Here is a 19,467-nt window from a genome sequence, read left to right on the forward strand (position 1 = left end):
CCCGAATGCGGATCGGTGCGGTTGTCCTGACGATGGGCAACCGCCCCGAGGAGCTGCGCGCGCTGCTGGACTCGGTCGCCAAGCAGCACGGCGACCCGATCGAGACCGTCGTCGTGGGCAACGGTTCGCCGCTGCCCGAGCTCCCCGAGGGCGTACGGACCGTCGAGCTGCCGGAGAACGTCGGCATCCCGGCCGGCCGCAACGTCGGCATCGAGGCCTTCGGCCCCGGCGGCGGCGACGTCGATGTGCTGCTCTTCCTCGACGACGACGGGCTGCTGGCCAGGGAGGACACCGCCGAACTGTGCCGCGAGGCGTTCGCCGCCGACCGGGAGCTCGGCATCATCAGCTTCCGGATCGCCGACCCGGACACCGGCGAGACCCAGCGCCGGCACGTCCCGCGGCTGCGCGCCTCGGACCCGATGCGGTCGTCGCGGGTCACCACCTTCCTCGGCGGTGCGAACGCGGTCCGGACGCATGTCTTCGAGGAGGTCGGCGGGCTGCCCGACGACTTCTTCTACGCCCATGAGGAAACCGATCTGGCCTGGCGGGCGCTGGACGCCGGCTGGCAGATCGACTACCGGTCGGACATGGTCCTCTTCCACCCGACGACGGCACCGGCCCGGCACGCGGTCTACCACCGGATGGTGGCCCGTAACCGTGTGTGGCTGGCCCGCCGCAACCTCCCCGCGCTGCTGGTTCCGGTCTATCTCGGTGTCTGGTTCCTGCTCACCCTCGCCCGGCGGCCGTCGCGACCGGCGCTGCGGGCCTGGCTGGGCGGCTTCAAGGAGGGCTGCGTCAGGCCGTGCGGTCCCAGGCGCCCCATGAAGTGGGCTACCGTTTGGCGACTGACCCGACTGGGCCGCCCTCCCGTCATCTGACAAGCTCGTATCTGAGAGCATCAGGCGCGAACCGGGGCGTGGCCCCGGCAGCGCACCTTGAGGACGAAAGTGTCAACTGTGAGCGAGACCACGCACGACAGTGCGGTCGCCATGAGTGCCCCGCCATCTTCCGACGAAGGGCTCACGCCCGCCCAGCGGGCCCAGAAGTACGGGCTCTCGCAGAGCGGGGCCCGTCCCGGCCTTCCGGAGTACGTCCGGCAGCTGTGGGACCGGCGGCATTTCATCTCCGCCTTCGCCAGTGCCAAGCTGACGGCGCAGTACAGCCAGGCCAAGCTGGGACAGGTCTGGCAGGTGGCGACGCCGCTGCTGAACGCGCTCGTGTACTACTTGATCTTCGGCCTGCTGATCGGTACGAGGAAGGGCGTCCCCGACTTCGTTCCGTTCCTGGTGACCGGTGTCTTCATCTTCACCTTCACGCAGAGCTCGGTGATGGCCGGTACTCGGGCGATCTCCGGCAACCTCGGTCTGGTGCGGGCGCTGCACTTCCCGCGGGCCTGTCTGCCGATCTCGTTCTGCCTGATGCAGCTCCAGCAGCTGTTCTTCTCCATGGGTGTGCTGGTCCTCATTCTGCTCGGCTTCGGGCAGTTGCCGACGTGGTCGTGGCTGCTGGTCGTGCCGGCGCTGGCGCTTCAGTTCGTGTTCAACACGGGCCTGGCGATGGTGATGGCGCGGCTGGGTTCCAAGACCCCGGACCTGGCGCAGCTGATGCCGTTCATCATGCGGACGTGGATGTATGCCTCCGGCGTGATGTTCAGCATCGACCTGATCCTCAAGGGCAAGCACGTCCCGGCGTTTGTGGAAGTCATCCTCAACGCCAACCCGGCCGCGATCTACATCGACCTGATGCGGTTCGCGCTGATCGACAGCTTCCACGCGAGTCAGCTGCCGCCGCATGTGTGGGCGTTCGCCGGGGGCTGGGCGCTGGTGATGGGTGTCGTGGGCTTTGTGTACTTCTGGAAGGCTGAGGAGCGGTACGGACGTGGCTGAGCAGAAGAACGGCGTTCAGCCGACCGAGGCGGCCGCCGAGCGCATCCCGACGGTGATCGCGGACGATCTGCACATCGTCTACCGCGTCTACGGCACCGGCGCGGGCCGGGGCAGCGCCACCGCGGCGCTCAACCGCATCGTGCGCCGCAAGCCGTCTTCGGGTGTGCGTGAGGTGCACGCGGTCAAGGGTGTCTCCTTCACCGCGTACCGGGGTGAGTCGATCGGGCTGATCGGTTCCAACGGCTCGGGCAAGTCGACGCTGCTCAAGGCGGTCGCCGGGCTGCTGCCCGCGGAGCGCGGCAAGGTCTACACGCACGGCCAGCCCTCGCTGCTGGGCGTCAACGCGGCCCTGATGAACGATCTGACCGGCGAGAAGAACGTCCTTCTCGGCGGGCTGGCGATGGGCATGAGCCGCGAGCAGGTCCGGGACCGCTACGAGGGCATCGTCGACTTCTCCGGGATCAACGAGAAGGGCGACTTCATCTCGCTGCCGATGCGCACCTACTCGTCGGGTATGGCGGCCCGGCTGCGGTTCTCCATCGCCGCGGCCAAGGACCACGATGTGCTGATGATCGATGAGGCGCTGGCCACGGGTGACCGCAGCTTCCAGAAGCGCTCCGAGGCCCGCATCCGCGAGCTGCGCAAGGAGGCCGGCACGGTCTTCCTCGTCAGCCACAACAACAAGTCCATCCGCGACACCTGCGACCGCGTGCTGTGGCTGGAGCGCGGCGAGCTGCTGATGGACGGTCCGACGGACGAGGTCATCAAGGCGTACGAAAAGGAGACGGGCAAGTAGTCCGCTCCGTACTCGAAGGCCTCCGCGAGTCCGCCTCGCGGGGGCCTTCCAGCGTGCGGACCGGTCAACTCCGGCGGCCTCGGGAGAAGTTCGGGCATAAGGGGCGCCGGCTTGATCTTCGTCTCACGCTTCGGGACCCACTCGGACGTGGGTGAGACGTACGACGTAAGCTGTACGGGTACCGAACAGCACAAGTGGTATATGTCGGGCAATGCTCACCCAAGCGGGCGATGTGGGCTCGATCGAGGCGCGTCGCCTGCTGCGGCGTGTCCGAAATAGGATGTTTTAGCTTGGCGGTGTAGAACGGGAGACGTGACGGCAATGGCTACTGGTTCGCTCCGGCACCGAAATGCGCCGGGCAGCCCCCGGTGAGCCGAGACAACGAGCAGGCGCGTCGCGCCATCCTCCGAAGGGGGGCGGCGGGTGACGGGCGGGAGCAGACGCGCACCGTGCTCGATCAGGCCGCACACGAGAATTTCCCGGTCGCACCGTTCTTCCTGCCCCGCGCCTGGCGGACCGATCTGATGGCCGTCTACGGCTTCGCCCGGCTCGTCGACGACATCGGTGACGGCGATCTCGCACCCGGCGGCGGCGATGCCGTACTCCTCGGACTGGAACGCGCGCAAGCTGGGGGCACCTCCCGCTCGAGCGCAGCCGAGAGTGGGGGAGACAGGCTGGCCTTGCTGGACGCGCTGGAGGCCGACCTTCACCGCGTCTTCAGCGACCGGGCCCCCGGCCCCCGGCATCCGCTGCTGCGCCGGCTCGGCCCGACCGTCCGCCGCTGCGCGCTGACCCCCGAGCCGTTCCTCGGGCTGATCGAGGCCAACCGGCAGGACCAGCGGGTGAGCCGCTACGGCACCTATGACGACCTCGTCGCCTACTGCGAGCTGTCCGCCAACCCCGTCGGCCGCCTCGTCCTCGGCATCACCGGCACCGCGAGCCCCGAACGCATCCGCCGCTCGGACGCGGTCTGCACCGCCCTGCAGATCGTCGAACACGTCCAGGACGTGGCCGAGGACCTCGGGCGCGACCGTATCTACCTCCCCGCCGAGGACATGAAACGCTTTGGTGTCACCGAGGCGGATCTGGCCGCGCCCAGCGGGGGCGCATCGGTGCGTGCGCTGATCGCCTACGAGGCGGAACGCGCCCGTGACCTGCTGAATGAAGGCACCCCGCTGGTGGGTAGCGTCCACGGCAGACTCAAGCTGCTGCTGGCCGGATTCGTGGCCGGCGGACGCGCTGCACTCCAGGCGGTCGCGGCCGCCGATCACGACGTACTCCCTGGACCGCCCAAGCCGACCAAGCTCAGCCTGCTGCGCGAGGTAAGGGCGACATTGCGAAGGAAGGGGTGAGTCGGACCGTGGAGGCATCTGCACACGCGTCCGCGCCGGTGCTCGCTGCGTATCGCTACTGCGAGGCCATCACCGGGCAGCAGGCACGCAACTTCGCCTATGGCATCCGGCTGCTGCCGACCGACAAGCGGCAGGCCATGTCGGCGCTCTACGCCTTCTCCCGCCGGATCGACGACATCGGTGACGGCACCCTGGAGCCCGCCGCCAAGAAGGGGCGCCTGGAGGACACCCGGGCGCTGCTGGCCCGTATCAAGGACGGCCGGATCGACGAGGACGACACCGATCCGGTGGCCGTCGCGCTCGCCGACGCCGCCCGCCGCTTCCCGCTGCCGCTGGAGGGGCTCGACGAGCTGATCGACGGCGTGCTGATGGATGTGCGCGGCGCGACCTATGAGACCTGGGACGAGCTGAAGGTCTACTGCCGCTGCGTCGCCGGTGCCATCGGCCGGCTCTCGCTGGGCGTGTTCGGCACGGTGCCGGGCGCGCAGGACGCCGAGCGCGCCGCCGAGTACGCCGACACCCTCGGCCTGGCCCTCCAACTGACCAACATTCTCCGGGATGTTCGCGAGGACGCCGGAAACGGGCGCACCTACCTGCCCGCCGAGGACCTCGCCAAGTTCGGCTGCGCGGCCGGATTCGACCGTTCCGTGCCGCCGCCCGGCTCCGACTTCACCGGGCTGGTGCACTTCGAGGTGAAGCGGGCCCGCGCGCTGTTCGCCGACGGCTTCCGGCTGCTGCCGATGCTCGACCGGCGCAGCGGCGCCTGTGTGGCCGCGATGGCCGGTATCTACCACCGTCTGCTGACGCGGATCGCCGCCGACCCCGAGGCGGTGCTGCGCGGCCGGGTCTCCCTGCCCGGCCGGGAGAAGGCCTTCGTCGCGGTGCGCGGGCTGTCCGGGCTCGACGCACGGGCGATCGGCCGGCGGCAGGCCGTCCGGAGGCGCGGATGAGGTGCGGGGCGGCGAACGACAGCGGTGATCCCGCGTCAGCGCGGCAGGCAACCCTCCCCGGGCCGGCTGCGTCCGAGACAGCAGTACAGGGGGAGATCACATGACATCGGGAGCGACCCGAACCGACCGGCACCGTGAGCTGCCGCCCGGCCGTCCCGAAGGGGCGGCTGCGGTGGTCATCGGGGGCGGTCTCGCCGGCACCACCGCGGCGCTCGCACTGGCCGACGCCGGGCTGCGGGTCACCCTGATCGAGGGCCGGCCCCGCCTCGGCGGACTGGTCTTCTCCTTCCGCCGCGACTCCGCCGCCGGCGAACTGTCCGTCGACAACGGCCAGCATGTCTATCTGCGCTGCTGCACCGCCTACAGCCGGCTGCTGGAGCGGACCGGCGCCGCACATCTGGTGCCCGTCCAGGAGCGGATGGACGTCCCGGTCCTGGACGCCGACCGGATGCGGCTCGGCCGGCTGCGCCGCACTGCGCTGCCCGTCCCGCTGCACCTCGCCCAAAGCCTCGCCGGCTACCCGCATCTGTCCCCCGCCGAGCGCGCCGGGGTCGTACGGGCCACCCTCGCGCTCAAGGGCCTCGACCCGGCCGACCCCGCGCTGGACGGTCTGGACTTCGGCAGCTGGCTGCGCCGGTACGGCCAGTCGGCCCGTGCAATCGAGGCGCTGTGGGACCTGGTCGGCATCGCGACCCTCAACGCCCGGGCCGGTGACGCCTCGCTGGGCCTGGCCGCCAAGGTCTTCAAGACCGGGCTGCTGTCCGCCCCCGGCGCCGCCGACATCGGCTGGTCCCGCGTCCCGCTCGGCGACGTCCACGACACCCTCGCCCGTACGGCCCTGGAGAAGGCAGGTGTCCGTATCGCCCTGCGCACCCGCGCCGGTGCCGTCACCCGCCGGGACGGCGGCTGGCAGGTGTCGGTGGAGAACGGCCCGCACGGCACCGAGCAGCTCACCGCCGACACCGTCGTCCTCGCCGTACCCCAGCGCGAGGCGCACGGCCTGCTGCCCGACGGGGCGCTGGACGGCAAGGACCGGCTGCTGGACATCGGCACCGCCCCGATCCTCAACCTCCATGTCGTCTACGACCGCAAGGTGCTGCGCCGCCCCTTCTTCGCCGCGGTCGGCTCCCCGGTCCAGTGGGTCTTCGACCGCACCGACGCCTCGGGGCTGACGCGGATCGCCGGGAACGAGCGCTGCCAGTATCTGGCGGTCTCGCAGTCCGCCGCGCAGGAGGAGATCGACGAGCCGGTCGCCAAGCTCCGCGCACGCTATCTGCCCGAGCTGGAGCGGCTGCTGCCCGCCGCCCGGGGCGCCAGGATCCGCGACTTCTTCGTCACCCGCGAGCGCACCGCGACCTTCGCGCCCGCCCCGGGCGTCGGCAGGCTCCGCCCCGCCGCCCGCACTCAAGCCCCCGGCCTGTTCCTGGCCGGTGCGTGGACCGCCACCGGGTGGCCCGCGACCATGGAAAGCGCTGTTCGCAGCGGCACTGCCGCCGCTCGCGAGGCACTCAACGAACTCGGCTTCCCCCAGGGCCAGTTGCCTCAGGAGGCGGCATGACTACGAGTACGAGCGCTCGCACGAGCACGAGCGTCGGAAACAGAGGAGAAACCGTGAACCCGGCTTCCCCAGCTATCGACACCGAGAGCGTCACCGCTCTGCTGGAGCGCGGGCGGACACTCGCCACCCCCGTGCTGCGCGCGGCCGTGGACCGGCTCGCTCCTCCCATGGACACCGTCGCCGCCTACCACTTCGGCTGGATCGACGCCGAGGGCCACCCCACCGCGGGTGACAGCGGCAAGGCGGTGCGGCCGGCGCTCGCGCTGCTGTCGGCCGAGGCCGCCGGTGCGGCCCCCGAGGTCGGTGTCCCCGGGGCGGTCGCCGTCGAGCTGGTGCACAACTTCTCGCTGCTGCACGACGACCTCATGGACGGCGACGAGCAGCGCCGGCACCGCGACACGGTCTGGAAGGTGCACGGCCCCGCGCAGGCCATCCTCGTCGGTGACGCGCTGTTCGCGCTCGCCAACGAAATACTGCTGGAGCTCGGCACGGTCGACGCCGGCCGCGCCACCCGCCGGCTCACCCTGGCCACCCGTAAGCTGATCGATGGTCAGGCCCAGGACATCTCCTACGAGCACCGCGAGCGGGTCACCGTCGAGGAGTGCCTGGAGATGGAGGGCAACAAGACCGGCGCGCTGCTGGCCTGTGCCGTCTCCATCGGTGCGGTCCTGGGCGGCGCCGACGACCGCACCGCCGACACCCTGGAGAAGTACGGCTACCACCTCGGCCTCGCCTTCCAGGCCATCGACGACCTGCTCGGTATCTGGGGCGACCCGGACGCCACCGGCAAGAAGACCTGGAGCGATCTGCGGCAGCGCAAGAAGTCGCTGCCGGTCGTCGCCGCGCTGGCGGCCGGTGGCCCGGCCTCCGAGCGTCTCGCCGAGATCCTGGCGGCCGACGCGAAGAAGAGCGAGACGGAGATTGCCGACTTCACCGAGGAAGAGTTCGCCTCCCGCGCGGCCCTCATCGAGGAGGCCGGCGGCCGCGAGTGGACCTCCCAGGAGGCCCGCCGCCAGCACGCCACCGCCATCGCCGCCCTGGACGAGATCGCCATGCCGGAGCAGGTCCGCGCACAGCTCGTCGCGCTCGCGGACTTCGTCGTCGTACGACAGAGATGAGCAGTATCGACACCGAATAGTTCGCAGTCGCCGGCCGGTGCCAGCCGGGCGCCGGCCGACGGAATCCCTGAGCACGCTTTTCACAGTTCACTGCCGAAGGGGAAGCCATGACAGCGACGACCGACGGAAGCACCGGGGCACTGCCGCCCCGGGCCCCCTCGGCCAGCGATGCCACCACCGCTGAGAAGACCGCCACACCAGCGCCCGCGCGCACCGCCGTACGGCAGGACACGGTGGACGCCGCCCGGCGCGCGACCGCACGCGCCACCGACTATCTGCTGTCCGTCCAGGACCCCGCCGGATGGTGGAAGGGCGACCTCGAGACCAACGTCACGATGGACGCCGAAGACCTGCTGCTCCGTCAGTTCCTGGGAATCCAGGACCCGAAGCTCACCGAAGCCGCCGCCCGCCACATCCGTGGGCAACAGGGCGCGGACGGCACCTGGGCCACCTTCTACGGCGGGCCCGGTGAACTCTCCGCCACCATCGAGGCCTATGTCGCCCTGCGGCTCGCCGGGGACGCCCCCGACGCGCCGCACATGGCCCGGGCCGCCGCCTGGGTCCGCGCGGAGGGCGGGATCGCCGCGGCCCGGGTCTTCACCCGCATCTGGCTGGCGCTCTTCGGCTGGTGGAAGTGGGACGACCTGCCCCAACTGCCGCCGGAACTCCTCTACTTCCCCAAGTGGTTCCCGCTCAACATCTATGACTTCGGGTGCTGGGCGCGGCAGACCATCGTGCCGCTGACCATCGTCTCGGCCAAGCGCCCGGTCCGCCCGGCCCCGTTCGCCCTCGACGAGCTGCACACCGATCCGCGTCACCCCAACCCGCCGCGGCCGCTCGCCCCCGCCACCACCTGGGACGGCGTGTTCCAGCGCCTCGACAAGGCGCTGCACGTCTACCACAAGGTCGCCCTGCCCGGTCTGCGCCGGGCCGCGATGCGCTCCGCCGCACGCTGGATCGTCGAACGGCAGGAGAACGACGGCTGCTGGGGCGGTATCCAGCCCCCCGCCGTCTACTCCGTCATCGCCCTGCACCTCTGCGGCTACGACCTCGACCACCCCGTGCTGCGCGCCGGTCTGGACTCCCTCGACCGGTTCGCCGTCTGGCGCGAGGACGGTACCCGGATGATCGAGGCCTGCCAGTCCCCGGTCTGGGACACCTGCCTGGCGACCATCGCGCTGGCCGACGCCGGAGTGCCCGCCGACCACCCGCAGCTGCTCAAGGCCGCCGAGTGGATGCTCGCCGAGCAGATCGACCGGCCCGGCGACTGGAGCGTCAAACGGCCCCAACTCCCCTCCGGGGGCTGGGGTTTCGAGTTCGAGAACGATAACTACCCGGACATCGACGACACCGCGGAGGTGGTGCTCGCGCTGCGCCGGGTCCGGCACCCCGATCCGCTGCGGGTCGACGCCGCGGTCCGGCGCGCGGTGCGCTGGAACCTCGGGATGCAGTCGAAGAACGGGGCCTGGGGCGCCTTCGACGTCGACAACACCAGCCCGTTCCCCAACCGGCTGCCGTTCTGCGACTTCGGGGAGGTCATCGACCCGCCGTCGGCCGATGTCACCGCCCATGTCGTCGAGATGCTCGCCGATGTCGGCCGTACCCACGACCCGCGCACCCGCCGCGGGATCGCCTGGCTGCTGGCCGAACAGGAACCTGACGGCTCGTGGTTCGGCCGCTGGGGCACCAACTACCTCTACGGCACCGGATCGGTGCTCCCCGCCCTGGCCGCGGTCGGCGTCCCCGGCTCGCACCCCGCGGTCCGCCGGGCCGTGCGCTGGCTGGAGCGGGTGCAGAACGACGACGGCGGCTGGGGCGAGGACCAGCGCTCCTACCAGGACAAAGAGCGGTGGGCCGGGCGCGGTGCCTCGACCGCCTCGCAGACCGCCTGGGCGCTGATGGCGCTGCTCGCGGCCGGGGAGCGGGACAGCCAGCCGGTACGGCGCGGGGTGCGCTGGCTGGCCGCGACCCAGCGCGAGGACGGGTCCTGGGACGAGCCGCACTTCACCGGCACCGGCTTCCCCTGGGACTTCTCCATCAACTATCACCTGTACCGCCAGGTCTTCCCGCTGACGGCCCTGGGCCGCTACCTCGGCGGGGGACCGGGCGGCGTACCGGTGGAGTCCTGATGACGGGCCGGCCCCCGACGGACGCGGAGCCGCCGCTGCTGATCGCCTGTGCGCTCGGCATCGAGCGGTTCGCGCTGCGCCGCGGGGGCCGCGGGGGAGCGGCGGGGGAAGCCGGCCCGCGGGTGGTCACGCTCCGCACCGGGATGGGCCCCCAGGCGGCCGAACGCGCCCTCGCCGAAGCGCTGTGTAAAGGCTCGGTCACCGAACGTTCCCCCGTGATCGCCAGCGGCTTCTGCGCCGGCCTCGCCCCCGGGATGCGCCCCGGGGACGTGGTCGTCGCCGAGGCCACCCGCGGGCACCACGCCGCCGCTCCGGAGACGCCCTGCCGTGACAACGGCCCGCTGCTCCGGGCCCTGCGGGAGCGCGGTCTGACCGTGCACAGCGGGCTGCTGTGCGGCTCCGACCACGTCGTACGGGGCGCGGAGCGGGCCGAGCTGCATGCCGCCGGTGCGGTCGCGGTGGACATGGAGTCCGCCGCGACCCTCGGTGCCGCCCGGGCCGCCGGCCGCCGTCCGGTTGCGGCCGTCCGGGTGGTCGTGGACGCTCCAGAACATGAACTCGTACGAATCGGCACCGTGCGCGGTGGAATATCGGCCTTCCGAGTGCTGCGCTCCGTACTTCCCGTTTTCCACGAATGGCACCGTTCTTTGCTGCTCCCCTGGAGGTGAGCCAGATGGCCATGCCGCTCCGTCAGTCCATCCGGGTCGGTACCTATCTCTTTGAACAGAAGGTGATCCGGCGGCGGGAGAAGTTCCCGCTCATTGTCGAGCTGGAACCGCTCTTCGCCTGCAATCTCAAATGCGAGGGCTGCGGGAAGATCCAGCATCCGGCGGGCGTGCTCAAGCAGCGGATGCCGGTGGCCCAGGCGGTCGGGGCGGTGCTGGAGTCGGGCGCGCCGATGGTCTCCATCGCCGGTGGCGAGCCCTTGATGCACCCGCAGATCGACGAGATCGTGCGGCAGTTGGTGGCCAAGCGGAAATATGTGTTCCTGTGCACCAACGCGATGCTGTTGCGCAAGAAGCTGGAGAAGTTCACCCCCTCGCCGTATTTCGCGTTCGCGGTGCACATCGACGGCATGCGGGAACGCCACGATGAATCCGTCGCCAAGGAAGGCGTTTTCGACGAGGCGGTGGAAGCAATCAAGGAAGCCAAGCGGCGCGGCTTCCGGGTCACCACCAACTCCACCTTCTTCAACACCGACACCCCGCAGACCATCATCGAGGTCCTCAACTTTCTCAATGACGACCTCCAGGTCGACGAGATGATGCTGTCGCCCGCCTACGCCTACGAGAAGGCCCCCGACCAGGAGCACTTCCTCGGCGTCGAACAGACCCGGGAGCTGTTCAAGAAGGCCTTCGCCGGCGGCAACCGGCGCCGCTGGCGGCTCAACCACAGTCCGCTCTTCCTGGACTTCCTGGAGGGCAAGGCGGACTTCCCGTGCACGGCCTGGGCGATCCCCAACTACTCGCTGTTCGGCTGGCAGCGCCCCTGCTACCTCATGAGCGACGGCTACGTCCCGACGTACCGGGAGCTCATCGACGAGACCGACTGGGACAAGTACGGCCGCGGCAAGGACCCGCGCTGCGCCAACTGCATGGCGCACTGCGGCTACGAGCCGACCGCCGTCCTCGCCACCATGGGCTCGCTGAAGGAATCCCTCCGGGCGGCCCGGGACGCCGTCGCGGGAAACCGCAGTTGACCCGTCGAGCGGGGGGAGCCCGTCGCCACGGCTCCCCGGCGTACCGGTCCGGCCCGGCTCATCCGCCTCCTGCGGGGTGAGCCGGGCCGGTCCCGTGAGGAGAAGCAGCCGTGACCGGATTCGACCTGACCAAGCTGCTCGCCGAGCGCGGCGGCGAGCGCTACGACCTGCACACCCGCCATCTCAACCACCAGCTGCCGCGGATGCTGCACACCATCGGCTTCGACAAGGTCTACGAGCGGGCCGAGGGCGCCTACTTCTGGGACGCCGACGGCCAGGACTACCTGGACATGCTCGCGGGCTTCGGGGTGATGGGCCTCGGCCGGCACCACCCCGTCGTCCGGCAGGCGCTGCACGACGTCCTGGACGCCCAACTGGCCGATCTCACCCGCTTCGACTGCCAGCCGCTGCCCGGCCTGCTCGCCGAGAAGCTGCTGACCCACGCGCCCCATCTCGACCGGGTCTTCTTCGGCAACAGCGGCACCGAAGCCGTCGAGACCGCGCTGAAGTTCGCCCGCTACGCCACCGGCCGCCCCCGTGTCCTCTACTGCACCCATGCCTTTCACGGCCTGACCACCGGCGCGCTCTCCGTCAACGGTGAGGACGGCTTCCGGGACGGCTTCGCCCCGCTGCTGCCGGACACCGCCATCGCGCTGGGTGATCTGGCCGCGCTGGAACGGGAGTTGAAGCGCGGCGACGTGGCGGGATTCGTGATCGAGCCCATCCAGGGCAAGGGCGTCCACCCGACCCCGCCGGGTTTCCTGCGCGCCGCCCAGGAACTGCTGCACCGGCACAAGGCCCTGCTGATCGCCGATGAGGTGCAGACCGGCCTGGGCCGCACCGGTGACTTCTTCGCCTATCAGCACGAGGACGGTGTCGAGCCGGATCTGGTGTGTGTGGCCAAGGCGCTGTCCGGCGGATATGTGCCGGTCGGGGCGACGCTCGGCAAGGACTGGATCTTCAAGAAGGTCTACTCGTCCATGGACCGGGTGCTGGTGCACTCCGCCAGCTTCGGCGCCAACGCCCAGGCGATGGCCGCCGGTCTGGCGGTGCTCTCGGTGCTGGAGGACGAGCAGCTGGTGGCCGGCGCCCGGCGCACCGGCGAACTGCTGCGCTCCCGGCTGGCGGAGCTGATCCCCCGCTACGAGCTGCTGCACGACGTACGGGGCCGCGGCCTGATGATCGGCATCGAGTTCGGCCGCCCCAAGTCCCTCGGTCTGCGCAGCCGCTGGACGATGCTCCAGACGGCCCGCAAGGGGCTGTTCGCGCAGATGGTCGTGGTGCCGCTGCTCCAGCGGCACCGCATTCTCACCCAGGTCTCCGGGGACCATCTGGAGGTCATTAAGCTGATTCCGCCGCTGATCATCGGCGAGCGGGAAGTGGACCGCTTCGTCGAGGCGTTCACGGCCGTCATGGACGACGCCCACGGGGGCGGCGGCCTGATGTGGGACTTCGGGCGGACGCTGGTCAAACAGGCGGTGGCCAACCGCTGACCAAGCCGAGGGGGCGGGCACATGGTGGCCGAGGCTACGGCGCGGACCGTCAACGACATGACGGCGCGCTGGGCGCGCGCGGCAGTGGGGGAGCGGGACGCCGCACTGACCGCGGCCGGCGTCTGGCCCCGCCCGGCCCGTCCGAAGGGTCGTGGGCGGGGCGGGAGGTGCGGGTGCTCAGCCGTTCCGGGCCGGATGTGGAGCAGGCACGGGTGCACGGCACACCGGCCGGTCCGCTGACGGAGGTGCGGGTCGCGGGCGACAACGGACTCGATGTCCATCTGCTGGAGCGGGCGGACCTCTTCGGGCTCGCCACCGCCGCCGACACCTCCCGTGGACACTTCCCCGGCATCAGCGACCAGCCGCTCGCGGTGTCGGCCGCCCGGCAGTCGGCGACCGCGACCTTCGGCCCGCTGGGTTTCCGGGCGGCCGCGGTCACGGTCATGCCGTACGCCGCCGGCTCCGTGCCACCGCCCCCGCCGTACCGGGCCCAGCGGATCGCGGCCCTGTACGACCGGCCCTTCGGCTTCCTCGCGGTGCACCGGGCCTCGGGGCTGGTGCTGGCCGCGGGCTGGGTGGCCACGCCGTGAGCGGGCCCCGCCCCGTCAGTCCGTCAGGAGCTGGGCGCGCAGCCGCTCGCGGACGGCGGGCGTCAGTTTCAGACCGTCGGTGAGGTACTTCTCCGTCGAGCCCCAGGTCTGGTGGATCGCGTCGTAGGCGGCCGTGAGGTAGTCGGTGTGCGCACCGAACAGCGGCGAGAGCAGCTCCATGACCTCCTGCGACATCCCGACCGCGGAGTTGTCCGAGCGGCGGATCTTGTAGCGGCGGTGCGGATCGTTGGACTTGAGGTAGTCCGCCTCGATCGCGTCCCGCTCGACCCCGACCGCGAGCAGGGTCACGGCGACGGACAGCCCCGCCCGGTCCTTGCCGGCCGCACAGTGCATCAGCGCCGGAACGCTGTCCTCGGCGAGCGCGTGCAGCACCTTGCTGTGGTCTTCGGTGCGGGTGGTGATGATGTGGCGGTACGTCGCCGCCATACGGGCCGCGGCCTTGCCGTCGCCGAGTGCGGAGCGCAGCTGCTCCACTTCACCGTCGCGCACCATCGCCCAGAATTCCGCGCCGTCGGCCGGATCGGTGAGCGGAATGTTCACATTGCGCACGCCGGGCAGCGCGACATCGGGGCCTTCCATCTTGATGTCCGAGGAATTGCGGAAATCGAAGATGGTGTGCAGCCCGAGCCCGGCCAGAAATGCGGCGTCGGTGTCGGTCGCATGGGCGAGGTGGCCACTGCGGAACAGCCTGCCCTCCCGTACACGACGCCCGTCCACGGTCGGCAGACCGCCCACATCGCGGAAGTTGCGGACCTCCGTGAGCTCGGGCTGGGCCTGTGGGACCTGCGGCGTCTGCTGCGTCACGGGCGCGCTCCTCGGGTTCGGCCGCCGACGCTGCTCGTCGACGAGGCGGGGCACCTCCGACGATACGACATTGATGCAATAGGCAATCAGGTCATTGCGGTGATGTTCTGACGCGCCATGGAGCGCCCGGGGAGCAAGGTGTGAGCGATCGTTATTCCGACTTGAGCAGAATTTGACCTGGTGGCATTAATCACCCCTCGTCAACCCCTGGTTACGGTGGCGTAAGTCACTTCACGAGGTGAAGTATGTCCTGACGTGGCAGACGATTCGAAATACTTCAGCAACGGCGCCCTCGGCGCCATCGGGTCGTACGCAGCCGTCGGGGACAGCTTTACAGAGGGGGTCGGGGATCCCGGCCCTGACGGGGCGTACATCGGTTGGGCGGACCGGCTCGCGGTCCTGCTTTCGGACCAACAGGCGGAGGGAGACTTCCGCTATGCGAATCTCGCGGTCAGGGGCCGGCTCCTGGACCAGATCGTGGAGGAGCAGGTGCCCCGGGCGAAAGCTCTCGCCCCCGCACTGGTGACGTTCTGTGCCGGCGGCAATGACATCCTGCGGCCGGGCTCGGACCCGGACACGGTCGCCGAGCGCTATGAGGCGGCGGTCGCCGATCTGCGGAAGGAGGTCGGCGCGGTCCTGCTCTGCACCGGCTTCGACACCCGCGGAATCCCCGTCCTCAAGCATCTGCGCGGCAAGATCGCGACGTATACGGCGCATGTCCGGGCCATCGCGGACCGGCACGACTGCCCGGTCCTGGACCTGTGGTCGCTCAAGTCGGTGCAGGACCGGCGGGCGTGGAGCGATGACCGGCTGCATCTGTCCGCCGACGGGCACACCCGGGTGGCGCTGCGCGCGGCGCAGGTGCTCGGACTGCGGGTGCCGGCCGATCCGGACCAGCCCTGGCCCCCGGAGGCGGAGCGCTCGGCCGCCGACGCGCGGCGGGACAACATCCACTGGGCGCGGGAGCATCTCGTGCCGTGGATCGGACGCCGGCTGCGCGGGGAGTCCTCCGGTGATCATGTCGAGCCCAAGCGGCCCGATCTGCTGCCGCTGTAGGGCGGCCGCGGGCCGGGAAGGGCCCCTGGCATGACTGAGGCCCCGATTCCGCGGATGCGGAGCGGGGCCTCAGCGGGCGAGGGAGGAGTACGGCAGGTCGGCCCAGACGACCCGGCCCTGACCGCTGTCGGTGGGCCGCGAGCCCCAGCTCTCGGACAGTGCGCCGACGAGGAACAGCCCTCGTCCGCACTCCTGGTCCACGCTGCCGGGCTGGATGTGCGGCGCCGAGTCCTGCGGGCCGCCCTGGTCCGTGATCTCTATGCGTATGTGCGCACCGAAGAGCGCGAGCTCGCAGCCGACCTTCTCGCTGTCGGTGTGCCGTACCGCGTTGGTGAACAGTTCGGAGACCACCAACTCCACGTCGTCGCGGACTTGTTGATCCGCGCCCCACTCGCACAGCAGCGCACTGACGCGTCTGCGCGCCTCGGGAACGGAGGTGCGTCGCGCCGGCAAGTGGAACGCGTCCTGCGGGTACTGGGCGACAAAGCCGCCACAGCGCCCTAACGAAGGAGCGTTGTTGGAGGAAGCCACGTCGTAACTATGTGCGATGTCGGTCACCAATGGCAAGGATCAGTCTGTAATTTGCAGAATCGGAAGTGCAGTCTGTTCGTTGTTGCTGACGGCATGACACACTGCTGACCGTTGAAGTCAGTTGGAGGCGATCGAACGTGGCGGACCCACGGTCGGCAGGGGCACCCACCGTCCTGCGGGTGGTGCTCGGCAAGCGGCTACAGGACCTGCGTGAGAAAGCGGGCCTCTCCTTCGAGCAGGCCGCCGCGGCCCTCGATGTGACCCACGCCACCATACGGCGGATGGAAAAGGCCGAGGTCGGACTCAAACTCCCCTACGTCGAGAAGCTGCTGGCGACCTACGGCGTCACCGACGAGAAGGAGATCGAGGGCTTTGTCTCCCTCGCCCGAGAGGCCAACAAGCCCGGCTGGTGGCACCGTTTCCGCGATGTCCTGCCCGAGTGGTTCAGCGCCTTCGTCAGTCTGGAGAGCGAAGCCAACCTCATCCGGGCCTACCAACCGCACTACGTCCCCGGGCTGTTGCAGACCGAGGACTATGCCGCCGCCGTCCTGAAGGCCGGGATGCCGCATGCCTCCGCGATGGATATCGACCGTATCGTCGCGCTGCGCATGGAGCGCCAGTCCCTGCTGACCCGTGACAACGCCCCGATGCTGTGGGTGGTCATGGACGAGACCGTGCTGCGGCGCCCGATCGGCGGGCCGAAGGTGATGCGCGACCAGGTCACCCGGCTCATGGAAGCCACCGCGCTGCCGAATGTCCGGCTCCAGCTCATGCCCTTCGCCGCGGGCCCGCACCCCGCCATGTACGGCCCCTTTCACATCTTCCGCTTCCCGATCCCGGAACTCCCGGACATCGCGTACGCGGAAAGCCTCGTCGGAGCCGTGTACTTCGACCAGCGCAACGACGTCTCGCAGTTCCTGGAGGCCCTGGACCGGATGTGTGCACAGGCCGCGCCGGCACACACCACCGAGGCCATTCTGGGTGGCTTTCGCAAGGAGATCTGAACCATGGATCGCATACGCATCTACAACGGCATGCCCGCCAAAGAACTGGGCACCGAGGGCTGGCACAAGCCGTGGAGCGGCGGCAACGGGGGCGAGTGCGTCGAGGCCATGCGGCTGGGGGACGGCCGGATAGCGCTGCGGCAGTCGACCGACCCGGACGGCCCGGCCCTGATCTACACCCACCACGAAATGGTGAGCTTCATCGAGGGGGCGAAGGCCGGCCACGCCGACTTCCTGCTCACGGCGGCACCGGGCCGGTGCACCGAACGGAGGACGGCATGACCGAGCAGGGCATACCTCAGGGGGCACCGGACGGTGAGCTCCCGGAGATGGGACCGTACGTCCAGGGCCCGGAGCACTCGGGCTTCTCGGCCGCGGAGATCGACACCAGCCGGCCGCACCCCGCCCGGATGTACGACTACTACCTCGGCGGCTGGGACAACTACGAGGTCGACCGGGTGGCCGCCGAGCGGGTCATCGAGGTCCACCCCCAGGTACGGCTCAGCGCCCGCGCCAACCGCGCGTTCCTGCGGCGGGCGGTGCGCGAGCTGGTCGCCGGCGGCATCCGCCAGATCATCGACATCGGCACCGGCATCCCCACCTCGCCCAACACCCATGAGGTGGCCCGGGAGACCGCTCCCGACACCCGGGTCGTGTACGTCGACAACGACCCCATCGTCGCCACCCACGCCGGGGCCCGGCTGACCAACACCGAGCGCACCGGATTCGTGCTCGGCGATGTCCGCGACCCCAAGGCGCTGCTGGACCACCCCACCGTCCGGGAACTGATCGACTTCGACCGGCCGGTGGCGCTGCTGCTGGTGGCCGTACTGCACTTCATCCGCGACGACGAGGACCCCGCCGCGCTCATCGCCACCCTCGCCGAGGCGCTCCCCGCCGGCAGCCATCTCGTCCTGACCCATGCGACCGGTGAGCCCTACGAGGACTACGCCGCGGGCCGCACGGACGAGCGGGCGCGCGACGGCGTGGTGAACGTCTACAAGAGCGCCACCGCCACCCTCAACCTGCGGTCGAAGGCCGAGGTGGAGCCGCTCTTCGGGCCGTTCGCCCTGCTGGACCCGGGTGTCGTACGGGTGCCGCTGTGGCGGCCGGACGGCCCGGTGCCCGGCGCGAAGGAACTCAACGACACCATTTTCTACGGCGGCGTGGGCCGCAAGAGCTGACCGGCCGGGCGCCCGGCCGGTCAGCGTTCCGTCGCCCCTAGGCCCCCGTCGGGGACACCTGGGCATCCGGCGGGCCCGGGATCCGGTGCCCGTCACCGCCCGGTGGCGCCGTGACCGGGGCCGTCGCCTTGGCGCGGAGGGCCGCGTGCAGCTCCTCCGGCCCGACGAGGGCGGTGTGGGTGCCGCGCGAGGTACAGGCATACGCCCCCGCGACGGCGCCCAGGCGCGCACACTCCTCCAGGTCCCGGCCCGCCAGCCTGCCGTAGAGGAAGCCGCTGGTGAAGGCGTCGCCCGCGCCGTTGCTGTCCACGACGGGGCCGGGCGGGACCACGGCCGGCACCAGACGCGGGGTGCGGTCGTCGGCGCTGAGGAGGTAGGCGCCGCCCGCTCCGGCCGTGGCGATCACGGCCTGGGCGCGCCCCTCGTGCAGGATCTCCCGCATCACGGAAGCGATCCGCTCACTCGCCCCGGCCGTACTGAGGAACACCAGGTCGGAGCGGAGTGCGAACTCCCGGTGATGGTCCGTCAGCCCGTCCCAGTCCTGCAGATCCGTGGAGACGGGGAGGCCCAGCGCCTCGATGTCGTCGTACAGGAAACGGGCGAAGTTCATGATCGACAGATGGACGTGCCGGGCGCGGCGCAGCGGGGGCAGATAGTGCTCCGGCGGCATCCGCAGGTCGGCCGGGTCCCGGGCGTCGTAGAACGACATCCGACGGCCGTCCGGGGCGACGAGGTTGACCGCACGCCGGGTGCCGTGCGGAGAGATCAGCGGCCGGAAGTCGACGCCGCTGCCGGCCATCCGCTCGCGGACCAGAGTGCCCGGATGGTCGTCGCCGATGAAGTCCACGAACGCGGTGGTGAGCCCGAGCGCCGCGCAGCCGAGCGCGACACCGGTACCGGTGTGCCCCGCCCCTTCGTACAGCGGCGGGACCGCGTACGAATCGGCGAGCGGCACCGGCAGCGCGCCGACCGACACGACGGTGTCCACGCCCGACCCGCCGACGACGAGGACGTCATAGGCGTCATACGGCTCAGAAACCTGCTGGAATGTCACAAGCGTCCCTGAATCCCTTGCTGGTGAGACGAATCCCCTGCTGGTGAGACCGTTTAGCGGACGAGGTGCATCCGCTGCCGGGAGTCTAGACGCAGGCTCGTCCCATGACGGGATGTCAGAGAATCCGGTGACACGAGGGAGGACGGGACGCACAAGAAGCCGAGTCGGTGATCTGTGGCCAAGGGTGAACGGGCGACGGCGGAGGACCGCGGGAGCGGCCGGGACACCGTGAATCGGCGGGC

General features: G+C 70.4%; 19 protein-coding genes. 16 read left to right on the forward strand and 3 right to left on the reverse strand.

Translation table 11 applies throughout. The features are described 5' to 3' along the window. Nucleotides 1-5: 5 nt before the first annotated feature. The 12 genes from QT196_RS33590 (at nucleotide 6) to QT196_RS33645 (ending at nucleotide 13,571) form a co-directional block, all read left to right on the forward strand. Nucleotides 6-878: a glycosyltransferase gene (locus QT196_RS33590; protein WP_168482444.1), complete on the forward strand. Its 873-nt coding sequence runs from the start codon at nucleotides 6-8 to the stop codon at nucleotides 876-878. A gap of 78 nt (nucleotides 879-956) precedes the next feature. Beyond that, nucleotides 957-1,886: an ABC transporter permease gene (locus tag QT196_RS33595; protein ID WP_168482445.1), complete on the forward strand. Its 930-nt coding sequence runs from the start codon at nucleotides 957-959 to the stop codon at nucleotides 1,884-1,886. After that, complete coding sequence (locus QT196_RS33600; protein ID WP_085922548.1) at nucleotides 1,879-2,682, forward strand: ABC transporter ATP-binding protein; 804 nt, start codon at nucleotides 1,879-1,881, stop codon at nucleotides 2,680-2,682. Before QT196_RS33595 ends, QT196_RS33600 begins: the two co-directional genes overlap by 8 nt. 449 nt (nucleotides 2,683-3,131) lie before the next feature. Then, nucleotides 3,132-4,034 (forward strand): squalene synthase HpnC, encoded by a 903-nt coding sequence (hpnC, locus tag QT196_RS33605; protein WP_168484160.1) that lies wholly within the window; start codon nucleotides 3,132-3,134, stop codon nucleotides 4,032-4,034. An 8-nt stretch (nucleotides 4,035-4,042) separates the two neighbouring features. After that, nucleotides 4,043-4,984 (forward strand): presqualene diphosphate synthase HpnD, encoded by a 942-nt coding sequence (gene hpnD / locus QT196_RS33610; protein WP_168482446.1) that lies wholly within the window; start codon nucleotides 4,043-4,045, stop codon nucleotides 4,982-4,984. 100 nt (nucleotides 4,985-5,084) lie between these two features. Then, nucleotides 5,085-6,542, forward strand: coding sequence for a hydroxysqualene dehydroxylase HpnE (hpnE, locus tag QT196_RS33615; protein ID WP_168482447.1), 1,458 nt, complete (start codon nucleotides 5,085-5,087; stop codon nucleotides 6,540-6,542). A 53-nt stretch (nucleotides 6,543-6,595) separates the two neighbouring features. Then, nucleotides 6,596-7,660, forward strand: coding sequence for a polyprenyl synthetase family protein (locus QT196_RS33620; RefSeq protein WP_211117485.1), 1,065 nt, complete (start codon nucleotides 6,596-6,598; stop codon nucleotides 7,658-7,660). Nucleotides 7,661-7,767: 107 nt separating this feature from the next. Further along, nucleotides 7,768-9,789 (forward strand): squalene--hopene cyclase, encoded by a 2,022-nt coding sequence (shc, locus tag QT196_RS33625; protein ID WP_290356272.1) that lies wholly within the window; start codon nucleotides 7,768-7,770, stop codon nucleotides 9,787-9,789. Continuing rightward, the gene (locus QT196_RS33630) at nucleotides 9,789-10,457 is read left to right on the forward strand and encodes a 1-hydroxy-2-methyl-2-butenyl 4-diphosphate reductase (protein ID WP_290356273.1); all 669 of its coding nucleotides are present in this window, start codon (nucleotides 9,789-9,791) and stop codon (nucleotides 10,455-10,457) included. Before shc ends, QT196_RS33630 begins: the two co-directional genes overlap by 1 nt. Nucleotides 10,458-10,462: 5 nt before the next feature. Further along, nucleotides 10,463-11,488: an adenosyl-hopene transferase HpnH gene (gene hpnH, locus QT196_RS33635; RefSeq protein WP_168482450.1), complete on the forward strand. Its 1,026-nt coding sequence runs from the start codon at nucleotides 10,463-10,465 to the stop codon at nucleotides 11,486-11,488. A 110-nt stretch (nucleotides 11,489-11,598) separates the two neighbouring features. Continuing rightward, nucleotides 11,599-12,981, forward strand: a complete 1,383-nt coding sequence (locus QT196_RS33640) for an aspartate aminotransferase family protein (RefSeq protein WP_290356274.1) — start codon at nucleotides 11,599-11,601, stop codon at nucleotides 12,979-12,981. 173 nt (nucleotides 12,982-13,154) lie between these two features. Then, entirely contained in the window at nucleotides 13,155-13,571 is a 417-nt protein-coding gene (locus QT196_RS33645) for a hypothetical protein (protein ID WP_323139134.1), read from the forward strand. A 15-nt stretch (nucleotides 13,572-13,586) separates the two neighbouring features. Here QT196_RS33645 and QT196_RS33650 read toward each other — a convergent pair whose 3' ends face one another. Further along, nucleotides 13,587-14,396 carry a tyrosine-protein phosphatase gene (locus QT196_RS33650; protein WP_168482452.1) on the reverse strand — a complete coding sequence of 270 codons (810 nt, stop codon included), beginning with the start codon at nucleotides 14,394-14,396 and terminating at the stop codon, nucleotides 13,587-13,589. Nucleotides 14,397-14,651: 255 nt separating this feature from the next. On the opposite strand from QT196_RS33650, the gene QT196_RS33655 reads away from it, so the two are divergent. Next, nucleotides 14,652-15,452 (forward strand): SGNH/GDSL hydrolase family protein, encoded by an 801-nt coding sequence (locus tag QT196_RS33655; protein WP_168482453.1) that lies wholly within the window; start codon nucleotides 14,652-14,654, stop codon nucleotides 15,450-15,452. A gap of 69 nt (nucleotides 15,453-15,521) precedes the next feature. Here the strand turns inward: QT196_RS33655 and QT196_RS33660 are convergent, their stop codons facing one another. Continuing rightward, nucleotides 15,522-16,010, reverse strand: a complete 489-nt coding sequence (locus QT196_RS33660) for an ATP-binding protein (RefSeq protein ID WP_248001422.1) — start codon at nucleotides 16,008-16,010, stop codon at nucleotides 15,522-15,524. 110 nt (nucleotides 16,011-16,120) lie between these two features. On the opposite strand from QT196_RS33660, the gene QT196_RS33665 reads away from it, so the two are divergent. Genes QT196_RS33665 through QT196_RS33675 form a run of 3 tightly spaced genes read left to right on the forward strand, consistent with a single transcriptional unit; the run spans nucleotide 16,121 to nucleotide 18,171 of the window. After that, entirely contained in the window at nucleotides 16,121-16,987 is an 867-nt protein-coding gene (locus tag QT196_RS33665) for a helix-turn-helix transcriptional regulator (RefSeq protein WP_168482454.1), read from the forward strand. A 3-nt stretch (nucleotides 16,988-16,990) separates the two neighbouring features. Next, on the forward strand, nucleotides 16,991-17,269 hold the full coding sequence (locus tag QT196_RS33670) for a DUF397 domain-containing protein (protein WP_168482455.1): 279 nt from the start codon (nucleotides 16,991-16,993) through the stop codon (nucleotides 17,267-17,269). Continuing rightward, nucleotides 17,266-18,171, forward strand: a complete 906-nt coding sequence (locus tag QT196_RS33675) for an SAM-dependent methyltransferase (RefSeq protein WP_248001423.1) — start codon at nucleotides 17,266-17,268, stop codon at nucleotides 18,169-18,171. Before QT196_RS33670 ends, QT196_RS33675 begins: the two co-directional genes overlap by 4 nt. 37 nt (nucleotides 18,172-18,208) lie before the next feature. Here QT196_RS33675 and QT196_RS33680 read toward each other — a convergent pair whose 3' ends face one another. Beyond that, nucleotides 18,209-19,225, reverse strand: a complete 1,017-nt coding sequence (locus QT196_RS33680; RefSeq protein ID WP_290356275.1) for a carbohydrate kinase family protein — start codon at nucleotides 19,223-19,225, stop codon at nucleotides 18,209-18,211. Nucleotides 19,226-19,467: the final 242 nt, after the last annotated feature.

Origin of the sequence: Streptomyces sp. P9-2B-2 (assembly GCF_030406865.1) — a bacterium.
In the GTDB taxonomy this organism is placed as follows: Bacteria; Actinomycetota; Actinomycetes; order Streptomycetales; family Streptomycetaceae; genus Streptomyces; species Streptomyces platensis.